We start from the raw sequence: 14779 nt of genomic DNA on the forward strand, positions 1-14779 counted from the left end.
CTGCAATAGGAATGTTTTTCAGATTTATATTGCAGCCCGTGTCTAAAAATGCTTTAAAAGTTTCCCAGATTCAGGCCTTTACTTATATTTGTAGCATTGCATAAATCTTTATGAAACTAAATATAAAAAACGAAACAGGAAGGCTGAAATCAGTGGTTCTGGGACAGCCAAATTCTATGGGAGGTGTTCCGACTCTTGAGGAAAGTTATGATGCCAAATCCTATTATTCCATACAAAACAATATTTACCCGAAAGAGCAGGATATTATTAATGAAATGAATGCTTTCGAATCCGTATTGAAAAAATACGACGTGGAAGTACTGCGCCCGAGTATTATAGAAGATTATAATCAGGTCTTCGCTAGAGACGTTGCTTTTGTTATTGATGATAAAATGATCATTTCTAATGTCATTACCGACAGGGCAGATGAACAGGGAGCTTACAGGAATATTTTTGAAAAAGTGGAATGGAGAAAGATTATCAATCTACCGGAAACCGCGCATATTGAAGGAGGAGATGTAATTGTCTGGGACGATTTTCTTTTTATTGGGACCTGCTTCAGCGAAGACTACAGAAGCTATAAGACAGCCAGAACTAATGAATATGCCATAGAAATTCTCAAAGAATACTTTCCTAAAAAAAGGATTATCGATCTGGAACTGAAGAAAAATGATAAAATTCCATATGAAGGTATTTTGCATCTCGACTGTACTTTCAACCCGATCGGTAAAGACAAATGTATTATTTACAAAGACGGTTTTGTAGATGAAAGTGATTATCGCCTGATTATCGACATTTTTGGGGAAGAAAACTGTTTCCATGTAACGGCAGAAGAAATGTTTGAAATGTTCCCGAATGTTTTTTCGATCTCTCCGGAAGTAGTGGTTTCAGACAAAACTTTTACCAGGATGAACAACCACCTGAGAAACGAATGGGGAATGACCGTTGAAGAAATCCCTTATCGCGAAATTTCAAAAATGGGAGGGTTGCTGAGATGTTCTACGATGCCACTTGTGAGAGAATAAGTTTGAACGTTATAGGGTTTTAGAGTATGAGTGTATCAGTGTAATTGCATTTTGTTTAAAAAGTTTTATATTTTTAAACTTAAATACAAATGATTATGCCTACTATAAAATTTCATCAGGATCTGCGGGTTTATCAGAAATCTTTTGATACAGCAATGGAAATCTATAAGCTTTCAAAAATTTTCCCTGCAGAAGAACGTGATTCTCTTACGGATCAAATACGAAGATCCTCACGCTCAGTTTCAGCCAATATCAGTGGAGTATGGGGCAAAAGGAAATATGAGAATCTTTTATTTCAAAACTTACAGATTCTGAAGGCGAGGCAGGAGAAACTCAGACCTGGCTGCAATTTGCAAGAAGTTGTGAGTATATTAATGAAGAATAATTTAAAATTTTAAACAATCAATACAACCAAATAATCGGGATGTTAGTGAATATGATGAGTCAGTCACAAACTTGGTGTACATTTTCATCAATAAAAGAAGAAAAGTAATTTTGTACTAAACACTAAACACTAAACACTAAACACTAAACACTAAACCACTCAGACTCTCAAACCTAAAACTCCCTACAACACAAACTATGCAGACAACAGATACCGTACTAATGATAGAGCCGATTGCATTCGGATTTAATGCAGAGACGGCAAAAAATAACTATTTTCAGATAGAGCAGAAAGGATTTGATACGCAGTTCAAAGCGTTGTCAGAATTTAAAGCTTTTGTTGAAAAACTGAGAAGCAAAGGAATCAATGTCATCACCATAAAAGATACATTGGATCCCCACACTCCGGATTCTATTTTCCCCAATAACTGGGTAAGCTTTCATAAAGAAGGAAAAGTGGTTTTATACCCGATGTTCGCTTCCAACAGAAGAGTGGAAAGAAGAGAAGATATCATCGAAACCATCAAAGACCAGGGATATGAAGTTTCGGAGATCGACGACTGGTCTTTCCCTGAAACGCAGGGTCATTACCTGGAAGGAACCGGAAGCATGATCTTCGATCACGATAATAAAATTGCCTACGGCTCGGTTTCTTTAAGACTGGATGAAAATCTATTCAGGGAGTTTTGTGAGAAATATGGTTTTACACCGGTTGTTTTCCATTCATTCCAGACGGTTGGAGAAGAAAGACTTCCGATTTACCATACCAATGTGATGATGTGTGTTGCAGATCAGTTTGTGATTATTTGTCTTGATTGTATTGACGATGAACTGGAAAGAAGCAAGGTTATTGAAACCATTAAAAATTCTGGAAAAGAAATCATTGAAATTTCTGAAGAACAGATGCAGCAGTTTGCCGGAAATATGCTTCAGGTAAATAATAAAGAAGGGCAGAAGTTTTTGGTCATGAGCGAAACCGCTTATAAATCTTTACATGAAGATCAGATTTCTGCGATAGAGAAATACTGTGAAATTATTTATTCAGACTTAAATACGATTGAAGTAAACGGAGGAGGCAGCGCACGTTGTATGCTTGCAGAAGTTTTCTTACCGAAAAAATAATATATTTGCTGAAAATATATTGAATTGGAATCATTTACCAGCAAAGGTTTACATATTCTTCTGACTTTGGAAACGGAGTCAGAAGCTTTATTATTAGACAGTGAAGGGTTTTTGGAATTTACCCGAAGTGTACTCTCAACAAAAGATGTTGAAATTGTAGGAGTGACGAGTCATGTTTTTGAAAACCATAGCTTTACAGCTGCTGTCTGCCTTAAGGAATCTCACCTGTGTATCCATACCTGGCCGGAATTCAGGCAGCTTACCTTTGATGTTTTCCTCTGCAATTATTTACAGGATAATACGGCAAAAGTTGAAAAAATTGCCGAAGAAATGATACAGTATTTTAAAGCTAAAACCATTCAGAAACACAAAATTTACAGATAAACATGCATTACATTTGTCCCGTATGTAAAACCGAGAATACAATTGATGCAGATTTTGAAATCAGTGAATATGTCTGCAAATCCTGTTCAAATCTTATTGATATTTCTAAAAATATTTCCGCAAAAGTTGTTAAAAAGCCTGTCGAAAGTGTTGTTCTGGAAGTCGGGCAGAAAGGAATAATTGACGGAACAGACTATACCGTAACCGGAATTATCATCCGAAAATACGGAAGTACTGTTTTCTGGAGAGAATATTATTTAAAAGATAAAAAGGGAGGAAATGCTTTTTTAAGTGAAAGTGACGGGCACTGGGTTTTTCTGCATGTGATTAATGCTATGGATGTTAAGAAAAAGCTTAATGATAAAGTTGCGGAATTCCATATGAAAAACTACAGATGGTACGAAACTACGCAATGTACAATACATGCGGCGGCAGGCTTTTTTGAAGACAGTCTCAATTTTTCGATTTCCAACTACAAAGAATATGTAAACGGAACCCAAATGATTTCTCAGGAACAGTCGGGCAGTAACACCGAGTTTTTCTTCGGGAAACATATTTCAAAATATAAAGTAAAAAAAGCATTTAATATTCTTAGTCTTCCGAATTATTCAGGAATAGGAATTGTTCAGCCTTTTTATGTCAATGTAACACAGGCTATCAATATTCTGGCTGTATCAGCGTTAATAATCTGCCTCATTCAGCTTTACGTGGTCGGTACCAGAACAAATGCCCTGGTTTTTGAACAGGAAATTAACTTTGCCGATGTTGCAGATAAAGAAATGGTAAGCAAAAGCTTCGAATTATCCGGCGGTTCCGCACCTTTGAATGTTGAAGTTTCTTCCAATGTTGATAATTCCTGGGCAAATGTAGGATTAGGCCTGGTTAATGAAAAAAACAACGAAATTGTCTTCGCTTCAAAGGATATCGAACAATACCATGGCTATGAAGATGGAGAAAACTGGAGCGAGGGAAGCCAGCGTGAATCATTTAATTTTTGTGGCGTTGCTCCCGGAAATTATCATTTTGTGATTTCTGCTGAAAGACAGGAACCTCTTAAAACTTCGCAGCCTGCAAAATATATTTCTCCGGATGGTAATCTTTCGATATCGAGGGAAGAGAATGGAACCGTCAGCGTAACTAATCAGTCGACCTTCGAAACCACATCTTTCGGGGATGCTAAAATGATTAAAAAAGATTCGGTAAGTACACTCGGGCAATTGGTTCACAAGATACTGGGAAAAGCGGATATTGATTCTTTACTAAATGCAAATGCTCAAGCAGAAAGCATATCTGCAACCTCTGAAAATAAATCTGTAAAAATAAAAGCAGAATGGTTGCCGGTCTCTTTCAGGAATTTTGCATTTGTTCTTTTATTTCTCATAGCATTGGTTCTGGGTCTGTATTTCGGAAGAAGGGCCTTTGAAAGATCAAAATGGTTCAACAGTTCAAATTCACCGTATACCTATTCATAAGATGGAAAATATACTTCATTACTTAAAAGAAAACTGGATTTTGTTTCTGTGCGGAATGTTTTTTATCGGCTGGTTTGCCTATCTTACTTTCGCAGGAAATCAGTTCTGTGACTGCGAAAAAACAGAAACCTACCGCGACGGAACAACAAGAAGATATCATTCTTCAGGAGTCGGCTATTACAGATACTATCACAAATAAAATATAAACTATGGATCAGATCAACTTTTTACCGGTCATCAATTCAGTGATTTATTCCTTTCTGGGAATAGCCATATTGCTGGTTTGTTATGTAATCATTGAAAAATTAACCCCTGAAAAAACCTGGCACGAAATCGCTCACAATAAAAATACAGCTTTGGCTATTATTTTCGGAGCTTTCATCATCGGGATTTCAATTATTATAAGCGCGGCAATTCATGGATAAAAAGAGGATTCCTCTTGAGCTGCTGCTGATGTTCTCAGTATTTGTCATTGCTACCTGTGGACTGATCTACGAATTGGTGGCAGGGGCGCTGGCAAGTTATCTCTTGGGAGACTCCGTGAAGCAGTTTTCCTTTATCATCGGCGTGTATCTTTTCTCAATGGGAGTAGGATCGTATTTTGCCAAATTTATTAAAGGAAATTTACTTGATAAATTCATAGAAATTGAAATTCTGGTAGGCATTATCGGCGGAATCAGTTCTGTGGTTTTGTTTATTTTATTCAATACGCTGGCGCATTTTGAAGCTGTTCTTTATCTTTTTGTTTTTTTTACCGGGTGCCTTGTTGGCGTTGAAATTCCGCTTCTGATGAATATTTTAAAAGACAGGGTGCAGTTTAAAGATCTGGTGTCAAACGTTTTTGCATTTGATTATATCGGTGCATTGCTGGCTTCTATTTTGTTTCCATTGGTTTTAATTCCGAATCTTGGTATCGTAAAAACGCCATTGTTTTTTGGATTGATTAATATTTCGATAGCGATATTTTTATGTTTTTACCTTAAAAATGAATTGTCAAGACCGGTTTCATTAAAAATAAAATCGATTGGCGCATTCATTTTACTGGTTGTTCTTTTTATTTTTTCTGATAAAATTTTATCATTTTCGGAAGAAAAGCTATATGGTGAAAATGTTGTATATACCAAAAGCTCACCGTATCAGAGAATAGTTTTAACAAGAAATAACCGGGAATTCAGGTTGTATTTAAATAATAACTTACAGTTTTCTTCTGTAGACGAATACCGTTATCATGAAGCATTGGTTCATCCTGCAATGTCGATGGCTAAAAAAATTGATCATATTTTAATTCTCGGCGGTGGAGACGGTTTTGCGGTTCGTGAAGTCTTAAAATATGAAGCCGTAAAAGACATTACTTTGGTAGACCTCGATGGAGAAATGACCAATTTTTTCAAAAATAATGAAACCATGCGTCGGTTAAATCAAAGCTCTTTATCCAGCCCTAAACTTAAAGTCATTAATAAAGATGCTTACATCTGGGTGAAAGAGAATACTAAAAAATACGACGTTATCATTATTGATTTTCCGGATCCTTCTAATTATAGCTTGGGAAAATTATACTCTTTACAGTTTTACAGGGAACTCGAAAAACTGACAACTTTGGCCACTAAAATTGTTGTGCAGACAACTTCTCCTTATTTTGCTCCGAAATCCTTCTGGTGTATTGAGAAAACAATTAATCAGGTTTTTCCTTTTACCTCGGCATATCATACATATGTTCCGTCATTTGGAGAATGGGGATTCTCAATGGCTTCATTTGAACCTATTAATAATAAAATTTACCGAAAAATTCCGAATCTGAAATTTTATGATTACAATTTTTCCCAACTTTCTTACTTTACGAAAGATATGAAGACAAAAGATATTGAAGTGAATCGTTTGGATAACCAAATTTTAGTACGTTATTTTGATGAGGAGTGGGGGAAAGTACAATAAAGGCTATCAATTATTTGCTATATTTGTATCATAAATTGATATTTAAAATATAAAATTATGATAGCTGAAATTGAAAAATATATCGAAATCCAAAATAATATCGATCAGATTCTTAAAGATTCACCCTTTAAAATCTCTTACATCATTGAAAAAACAGGAATAAAAAAACCAACTTTTTTTAAAAAGATGAAAGAAAAAAGATTTACTTCCGAAGAACTGCTTTCGATTGCTAAAGTAATGGAGCCAGTTTATAGAAATGAAACCCATGAAGAGATTTTAGAATCTTTAAAAAGGGCTGAAGAAGATATTGAAAATGGCAGAACTGTTTCCTTTAGAGAATTTTTGGCAGAGAAAAGAAAAAATTTGATACAGTCTAAGAATGATAAGAGTCGAAATAACTGAAGAAGCTCAACAGGATATCGACAATATTGGAGAATTTCTTCTGCAAAATTGGAACGAAAAGGTTTTGTTGAATTTTTATGATAAGCTGGAGAATGCAATTACAATCTTAGAATCAGGAAAAGTCTTTTTTGAAAAATATGAAGATACCAAATATAGAAAATTCCTTCTAACAAAACATAATACCATGATTTGTGACGTTAGATCAGATGTTCTGTATGTTTTAAGAATTATCAACAACTTTCAAAATCCTGATGATAACTATGAAAGCATCTCAAAATAAACTTTAAATCTTGTCAAATCAATCCACTCAATTTTCACGGAAAGATTTCCTTAAAACCTTATTTTTAGGCAGTCTGATGCTTCCTTTTTTACAGTATTGCAGTAAGAAAGGCAAATCATTATTGCTTAAAATCACCGGAACCAATCATATTTTAGGCCATAAACTCTGGGCAAAAGATTTTCCTAAACCTACAGAAGAAATTCATACGAAATATCTTATTGTAGGAGGCGGGATTTCAGGGCTTTCGGCCTGCCGGTTTTTCAGTGAGAATAATGAACAAGATTATCTCTTACTGGAAATGGAAAACCATTTGGGCGGAAACTCATCCAACGGACAAAATCAATTCTCCAAATTTCCTCTGGGAGCACATTATCTACCGTTGCCCAATAAAGAAAACACCGAAATCATTGAATTTCTGAAAGAAACCGGAATTTATCAGGGCGACGATGAAACCGGTGACCCGATCCTGGATGAATACCAGATGACTTTTCCACAGCAAGAACGACTATTCTTCAAAAATTCCTGGCAGAATGATATCGTTCCCCAAAACGGAATTTCAACAAAAGTAAAAACGGAATTCGACCGCTTTTTTAAACGGATGGATGATTTCAGGAACAAAAAAGACGAATCGGGGAACTATTGGTTTGCCATTCCGGTTCATGATTCCAGCCGCGAAGATGAGGTTTTACAATTGGAGAAAATTATTTTTAAAGACTGGCTTAAAAAGGAAAATTTTATGTCGGAAGAATTGTTATGGCTGCTGGATTATTCGTGCCGCGACGATTATGGATTGGGAACTGATTACGTTTCGGCCTGGGCGGGAATTCATTATTTTGCCGGAAGAAAAAACAACTGGAGTAAGAAATACAAAGATCAGGTTTTTACCTGGCCGGAAGGAAATGCACGATTGGCAAAGCATTTTTCAAAATATATAAAAGATAAAGCTTTATCTAACCATTTGGTTTTTGATGTTAAGATTAATGATAATGTTGAGGTTTTAAGCTTTGATAATATTCAGAACAAAACAAAGAAAATTGTAGCTGAAAAGGTTTTGTTTGCAACACCACAGTTTGTGAACGAAAGAATTTTAAATCATAAAAAAGCAGGAAATTTCAATTATGTTCCGTGGCTTTTAACAACGATTATTTTACGAAATGACTTTGGAGGAGATGAAGAATTGGCTTGGGATAACGTAATTTATGGTTCCGACGGTTTGGGTTATATTTATGACCAACATCAGAATGTAGAGCAAATTATGGGCGAAAAAGTGATCACTTATTACAGGAGTTTTTCGACGGATAATTGTAAGAAAGCACGGAAAAGATTATATGCTTTAAAAGAAAATCAGCTGAAAAACCTCGTATTGGAAGATTTGAAAAAAGCACATCCTCTGATTGAAGATTTTATTATCGAAATGCAGTTTCATAAAATAGGGCACGCAATGATTGCACCGGTTCCGGGGCAGATTTTCGAAAATTCCAAGAATGCAAAACAGCCGATTGACGGAAAAGTTTTCTTTGCACATTCGGATCTTTCGGGAATTTCAATTTTTGAAGAAGCATTTTATCAGGGATGGAGAACTGCAAAAAATATGTTATGAAACAACCCTGGATCCATAATGCAAAAACAGACGGCTGGTTTATTTTATCGCCGCCTTTCATCATTTTGCTGATTGTTTTCTTGTTTCAGAAACAGATTCAGGGACTTGAAAATCATTATTCCTTTTACACATGGCTGTTTCTGATTGTTTTTGTAGATGTTGCGCATGTCTATTCAACTTTGTTTAAAACATATTTTGTTAAGCAAGAGGTTAGAAAGAGAAAGCTCTTGTATTACGGAATTCCTGCTGTAAGCTGGATTTTGGGATTGGTTTTATATCAATTCGGAAGTTTGACGTTTTGGTCGGTTCTCGCCTTAATTGCCGTTTTTCATTTTATCAGGCAGCAATACGGTTTCATGAGAATTTATGCCCGATTTGAACCAAATAGCTGGAGTAAAAAAATAGACGGAATTGCCGTATATTCTGCCACCATTTTTCCAATGTTGTACTGGTTTAAAACACCCAGAGCTTTTACATGGTTTGTTGAAAATGAATTCAGCTGGCTTCAGAATATTCCGGATTTTGTTCCTTTGATTACTTTCCTGTATTTCGGAATTTTAATCATCTGGATATTGAAAACGATGTATGAAATATTTAAAAAGAAACAATATAATATTCCTAAAATTGCCTTAATATCCGGAACCTATCTTTCCTGGTATTTTGGAATTGTTTATTTTAATAATGATCTGGTTTTCACTTTCCTGAATGTTATTTCACACGGGATTCCTTATGTCGCTTTAATTTACATCAGGGAAATAAAACAGAAAGATGAGCAGAAATTAAATAATTTATCTCTTTTTAAATCAACTTTCGGAATATTCCTGTTTGTTGTAACGATTCTTGCCTTTGCATTTTTTGAAGAATTTTTATGGGAAATTTTAATCTGGAACGAACATTTTTCTTTAAATCTAAATATTTCACTTACCTGGTTCCAATTTTTAATCCCTTTATTGATCGTTCCTCAGCTTACCCATTATTTATTGGACGGTTTTATTTGGAGAAAACCCAAAAAAGTTAATTAATTTTGTCTTCAAAGTTAAAAAGTATGAAAATGCAGAAGTACCTCTTGTCAGTAATGCTCCTGTTGGGATTGTTTAGTTTAAAAGCCCAACAGAAGACATTTTGTAACCCCATTAATATCGACTACGGCTATACCCCGTTTGAAGTTTTTTCAAAACAGGGAAAACACCGTGCTACCGCAGATCCTGTAATTGTTAATTTTAAAAATAAACTCTTCCTTTTTTCTACCAATCAGGAAGGATACTGGTACAGTGATGATATGCTCGACTGGAAATTTGTAAAGAGAAAATTCCTGAGAGATAACAAATACATTCACGACCTGAATGCTCCGGCGGTCTGGGCCATGAAGGATACATTATATGTTTTCGGATCTACCTGGGAACAGGATTTCCCGATCTGGAAAAGCACCAATCCTACAAAAGACGACTGGAAAATTGCTGTTGATACACTAAAAGTAGGAGCCTGGGATCCTGCCTTTCATTACGATGAAGACAAAAATAAATTGTATCTGTACTGGGGTTCCAGTAACGAATGGCCTTTACTGGGCACCGAAGTGAAGGTAAATACGCTTCAGTCGGAAGGTTTTGTAAAGCCGATTGTAAGACTGAAGCCTGAAGATCACGGCTGGGAAAGATTCGGGGAATACAATGATAATGTTTTCCTGCAGCCTTTTGTGGAAGGAGCATGGATGACAAAACACAACGGGAAATATTATATGCAGTACGGAGCTCCGGCAACAGAATTCAGTGGATACTCAGACGGAGTGTATGTAAGCAACAAGCCTTTGGGGGGCTTTGAATATCAGCAGCACAATCCATTTTCTTATAAACCGGGAGGGTTTGCACGGGGAGCGGGACACGGCGCAACTTTCGAAGATAATTATAAAAACTGGTGGCATATTTCTACCATTTTTATTTCCACAAAAAATAATTTTGAAAGACGTCTGGGGATCTGGCCTGCAGGATTTGATAAAGATGATGTGATGTATTGCAACACGGCTTATGGAGACTATCCCACCTATCTTCCGCAGTATGCACAGGGAAAAGACTTTTCCAAAGGGCTTTTTGCCGGATGGATGTTACTGAATTATAACAAACCGGTTCAGGTTTCATCAACACTGGGAGGATATCACTCTAATTATGCGGTGGATGAGGATATCAAAACCTACTGGAGTGCCAAAACAGGGAATTCCGGAGAGTGGTTTCAGACGGATTTAGGAGAGGTTTCCACCATTAATGCCATTCAGATCAATTATGCGGATCAGGATGTTGAATTTATGGGTAAAACGCTGGGCAAGATGCATCAGTACAAAATTTACGGTTCCAATGATGGCAAAAAATGGAATGTTATTGTTGATAAAAGTAAAAATACAAAAGACGTTCCGCACGATTATGTAGAACTTGAAAAACCGGCAAAAGCAAGATTTTTAAAGATGGAAAATTTAAAAATGCCGACAGGAAAGTTTGCATTAAGCGGATTCAGGGTGTTTGGAAAAGGTGCAGGAGCAGTTCCCGGAAAAGTGCAGAATTTCGTGCCTTTACGTTCTGATCCTAAAAAATACGGCGAAAGAAGAAGCATCTGGATGAAGTGGCAGCAGAATTCCGATGCAGACGGATATGTAATCTATTGGGGGAAATCTCCTGAGAAATTATACGGAAGTATTATGGTGTACGGGAAAAATGAATATTTCTTTACCGGAGCCGACAGAACCGATGCTTATTATTTCCAGATCGAGGCTTTCAATGCCAACGGAGTTTCGGAAAGGTCAGAAATCTTTAAGTCCGAATAAAAAAGAAAACGCTCTGAAATTTTCAGAGCGTTTTCTTTTGATCGGTATTGTTTAAAAACATATGTATTTTTTGAATAAGAAAATCAGAATTGGGTTCATTGATCCAGTTAACATGGTTTCCATTAAATTCATAGGATTCATGATATACATTATTTTTTTCTAATACGGAATCTAAGGTTTTCATTTGTGATAACGGGACAATATCATCATAAATTCCATAAAAAGAAAGAGTAGGAGGAGCGGTTTTATTTACCCATCGTACAGGGCTTCCGAAATCCATTAATGATCTATTTTTGGGAACAATGGCAGGATCAATCATATGTTTTTCAAGAAATGAATAATCATTGTAATTTTTAAATCCGGGATCATTGAGATCTGCAGGCCCTACGATATTGATTACTGCTTTTACCTTATTATCCCGGTCAAATTGATAGGCATATAACATGGAGATGTTTGCCCCTGCGCTGTTTCCTAAAAGAATATATCTGGGTTTGAATGATAATGTCTGATCGAAGTACTTTGTTATAGTACGAATATCATCAGTTTGGCCCGGAAGAGCAAAATTTGTTGTGGAAGCGAGTCGGTAATCTGCATTGACAAAGATATTTCGCGGGAATTTTTCCATCAGTTTGTAGGTAAAAGCAGTGAGTTCAGATTTACTTCCGGCGCGCCATCCTCCACCGTGAATAATGATAAAAATATCTTTTTCTTTCTTACTGTTTTCCGGAAGATAAATGTCCATCTGCTGCTGGGAATCTTCTCCGTACGGAATATTTTTCTCAATCGTAAATGATACCCCATTTCCGAAATTAACGTTTTTTTGCCTGCAGTTACTGCATATTATAAGTAATATAATACTTAAAATGAATAAACGGTTGTTCATGTATAAAAATCTTTCCTGATTATATTTATCCTGATCAAAAATTATGCTTCATTGTATGTGCCAGGATTCAACAATAAAAAACCCACCGTAAAACGGTGAGTTACCACAAAAAATAATATATATGAAGAAATGATTGTTGTTATCTGGTTCTGTTTTTAATAGCGTCCGAAGCGCTTTCGATATCCCTTACTTTTTTCACTTTCTGATTTCCGAAATTGTAGGTAAGGCTTACAGTAATACTTCTTCGGTACATGTCGTTTTTTATATAATTATAATTTCCACTCGACTGAAAATCTTCTATTTCCACCAAATTGGTTCTTAAAACATCATTCACGTTTACTGCAAAAGTCCAGTCGTTCCAGTTTTTCTTGATGCTAAGGTCAAGACTCATCAGGTCTTTCAGAATTCCAAGCTCGATTTGCTGTTGATCTACATAGAAGAAGTTTACTCCCAGGAACCATGTTTTCTTCTTGTCAAGACGCAGGGTATTGTTACTGGTGATTACTAAGCTGGTAGATTTTCTGTCGTTGATGTAGGTGTCAAAAACCTGCCCGGTTGTAGGATCCGTATTCAATGTTCCGTTGTTGATATTGTGCTGAACTCCCGCATTGAAATTCAATGTCAGATATTGCTTGAAAAGCGACTTTTGAACCCCAAGCATGGCAGACATTTCCTGCTTGTCCCCAAAATTCGTCCTTATGTAAGCCAACTGAACTCTTTTCTGGTTGGTTTCAGGATCAATATAGCTTCTCTGTAAAGGCACCTGTGTAATCTGGTCTTTTTCATAAGTGTGATTCAGGATCAGGAAGTACGAGTTTTTATACATATACGTTAATTCCTGGTTGTAAGTGGAAGATGCTTTTACAAAAGGATTGTTCTGTGTATAGTTGTCTTGTGTAATGATGTTTTTCACAGGATTAAGCTCCCAGAAACTTGGTCTTCTCATCCTGCTTGAAAAGGAATACGAGATATTGTTCTTGTCATTAATCGCGTAGTTAAAGCTTAAATATGGCAAGAAGTTGTTGTAGTTTCTTTTTATTCTCTGATATTCAGGTTGTTTTGCATTGTCAGATGTTCCAAGGCTGTTGGTGATTTCATATCTTGCTCCGATTTTTCCCGAAAATTTATCTGAGAATTTTTTCTCTAAAGTAAGATATGCTCCATAAATATTTTCGTCATAAATAAAGTGGTTGGGATCTGTGGTTAAGTCAATCATTTGTAACTGTCCCGCATTGTTGTAGATGTAATCGTAGGTGTAATTTTTAGTGTCGTTATCTGTTTTGGTCTTATTAAAATTTCCTCCGGCAGAAAATGTAAAATCATTTTTAAATTTCTGAATATAATCTACCGTTCCGGAAAAATTATTGATGATCTGCGGAATATCCTGAATAATTTTCTTTCCTGTTCTTGAAAATCCGGAAGTGCTTCCCTGAACATCTGAAATCATCGTATTGTTGTCAGAATACTGAAATCTTTTATAATTGAGATAAGCGGCATTTACATTGAATTTACTTCCGAGAGAATCAAGTTTCAGCTCATAGTTCAAATTAACTGAATTATTATAATTTCTTGCATTTTCTTTATTTTTAGTCCTCGTATAATCTGTTGATATCAAATTATCATTGTTATCATATCTCGTGATGATATTCAGCAAGTTGATGGTAGAATTATAGCTTTTATTGGCCCATGAATTCCAGGATAATGCAAGATTGCTCTTTTCGGTCAGCTGATAATCAACATTGAGATATCCTCCAAGGTTTTTGTTAGGATCATCAATATCACCCACGGATTCGTTCTGAACATTTCCTGATCTGTTTCTCAAAATGTATGTTTGTGGATTAATATTTTCACCACCGCTAAGGTTGGCATTGATTCCCAATTTGTCTTTTCTGTAATTTACAGAGAAGCTCGCGTTACTGGCATTATATTTATTCTGAGAGTTAGACATTCGCATGTTTCCGCTTGTGCCGTCACTCATTTTTTTCTTCAGAACAATATTGATGATTCCGTCAGAAGATTCTACCTGATATTCGCTTCCGGGAACCGTAATCACCTCTATTTTCTGTATATTTTCTGCCGGAGTATTTTTTAAAAACTGTGTTAAAGATTCTGCATCCATATTGGTTTTTCTACCGTTAATGTATATTAATGCATTATTTTTCCCTGCAATCTTTAAAGTCTTATCATCGGTTGTAGACAACAGGGGAGTCTGCTTCAGCAAATCAAAAGTAGTATTTCCTTTTGCTACTGGGGAAGCTGCTACGTCATACACAAAACGGTCACTTTGTTTTTTGAAAACCTGTTTGGTCATTGTAACGCCTTCTATACTTTTCGTTTTTACACTGTCTTGTTTTTTCTCCTGTGCGAAGGTCATTCCGCTGAAAAATATAGCTGCAATTAAAATTGTCGTTTTCATGTTTTTAATTTTAGAAAGTTTAATAGCTTGTATTTGTTATTATTTAACATTGCAAAGATATATAATAAAT

15 protein-coding genes are annotated in these 14779 nt (G+C 35.8%); 13 read left to right on the forward strand and 2 right to left on the reverse strand.

From position 1 onward, the window contains the following. The first annotated feature begins 110 nt into the window (after positions 1-110). The 13 genes from M0D58_RS13340 to M0D58_RS13400 all read left to right on the forward strand — a co-directional run bounded on the left by M0D58_RS13340 (position 111) and on the right by M0D58_RS13400 (position 11410). A complete protein-coding gene (locus tag M0D58_RS13340; protein WP_248390219.1) occupies positions 111-1025 on the forward strand; it encodes a dimethylarginine dimethylaminohydrolase family protein in 915 nt (304 codons plus the stop codon). 95 nt (positions 1026-1120) lie between these two features. Further along, positions 1121-1423 (forward strand): four helix bundle protein, encoded by a 303-nt coding sequence (locus M0D58_RS18155; protein ID WP_428037160.1) that lies wholly within the window; start codon positions 1121-1123, stop codon positions 1421-1423. A gap of 184 nt (positions 1424-1607) precedes the next feature. Continuing rightward, complete coding sequence (gene ctlX / locus M0D58_RS13350) at positions 1608-2531, forward strand: citrulline utilization hydrolase CtlX (RefSeq protein WP_248390226.1); 924 nt, start codon at positions 1608-1610, stop codon at positions 2529-2531. Positions 2532-2555: 24 nt separating this feature from the next. Beyond that, positions 2556-2915, forward strand: coding sequence for an S-adenosylmethionine decarboxylase family protein (locus tag M0D58_RS13355; protein WP_248390228.1), 360 nt, complete (start codon positions 2556-2558; stop codon positions 2913-2915). A gap of 2 nt (positions 2916-2917) precedes the next feature. After that, complete coding sequence (locus M0D58_RS13360) at positions 2918-4387, forward strand: DUF4178 domain-containing protein (RefSeq protein ID WP_248390230.1); 1470 nt, start codon at positions 2918-2920, stop codon at positions 4385-4387. 1 nt (position 4388) lies between these two features. After that, entirely contained in the window at positions 4389-4586 is a 198-nt protein-coding gene (locus M0D58_RS13365; protein ID WP_248390232.1) for a hypothetical protein, read from the forward strand. Positions 4587-4596: 10 nt separating this feature from the next. Next, positions 4597-4812, forward strand: coding sequence for a DUF350 domain-containing protein (locus M0D58_RS13370; protein ID WP_248390235.1), 216 nt, complete (start codon positions 4597-4599; stop codon positions 4810-4812). Continuing rightward, on the forward strand, positions 4805-6319 hold the full coding sequence (locus M0D58_RS13375; protein WP_248390238.1) for a polyamine aminopropyltransferase: 1515 nt from the start codon (positions 4805-4807) through the stop codon (positions 6317-6319). Before M0D58_RS13370 ends, M0D58_RS13375 begins: the two co-directional genes overlap by 8 nt. Positions 6320-6376: 57 nt before the next feature. Then, on the forward strand, positions 6377-6721 hold the full coding sequence (locus M0D58_RS13380; protein ID WP_076391904.1) for a hypothetical protein: 345 nt from the start codon (positions 6377-6379) through the stop codon (positions 6719-6721). Further along, positions 6699-7001, forward strand: a complete 303-nt coding sequence (locus M0D58_RS13385; RefSeq protein WP_248390241.1) for a type II toxin-antitoxin system RelE/ParE family toxin — start codon at positions 6699-6701, stop codon at positions 6999-7001. Before M0D58_RS13380 ends, M0D58_RS13385 begins: the two co-directional genes overlap by 23 nt. 10 nt (positions 7002-7011) lie before the next feature. Further along, positions 7012-8601: an NAD(P)-binding protein gene (locus M0D58_RS13390; protein ID WP_248390244.1), complete on the forward strand. Its 1590-nt coding sequence runs from the start codon at positions 7012-7014 to the stop codon at positions 8599-8601. Then, complete coding sequence (locus M0D58_RS13395) at positions 8598-9623, forward strand: hypothetical protein (RefSeq protein WP_248390248.1); 1026 nt, start codon at positions 8598-8600, stop codon at positions 9621-9623. The genes M0D58_RS13390 and M0D58_RS13395 overlap by 4 nt, the downstream gene beginning before the upstream one ends. Before the next feature lie 29 nt (positions 9624-9652). After that, the gene (locus tag M0D58_RS13400; protein WP_248390251.1) at positions 9653-11410 is read left to right on the forward strand and encodes a discoidin domain-containing protein; all 1758 of its coding nucleotides are present in this window, start codon (positions 9653-9655) and stop codon (positions 11408-11410) included. Positions 11411-11432: 22 nt separating this feature from the next. Here M0D58_RS13400 and M0D58_RS13405 read toward each other — a convergent pair whose 3' ends face one another. Then, positions 11433-12293, reverse strand: coding sequence for an alpha/beta hydrolase (locus tag M0D58_RS13405; protein WP_248390254.1), 861 nt, complete (start codon positions 12291-12293; stop codon positions 11433-11435). Positions 12294-12432: 139 nt separating this feature from the next. Then, positions 12433-14709, reverse strand: a complete 2277-nt coding sequence (locus tag M0D58_RS13410; RefSeq protein ID WP_248390256.1) for an outer membrane beta-barrel family protein — start codon at positions 14707-14709, stop codon at positions 12433-12435. Between the last annotated feature and the right edge of the window lie 70 nt (positions 14710-14779).

Origin of the sequence: Chryseobacterium nepalense (assembly GCF_023195755.1) — a bacterium.
Lineage (GTDB): Bacteria > Bacteroidota > Bacteroidia > Flavobacteriales > Weeksellaceae > Chryseobacterium > Chryseobacterium nepalense.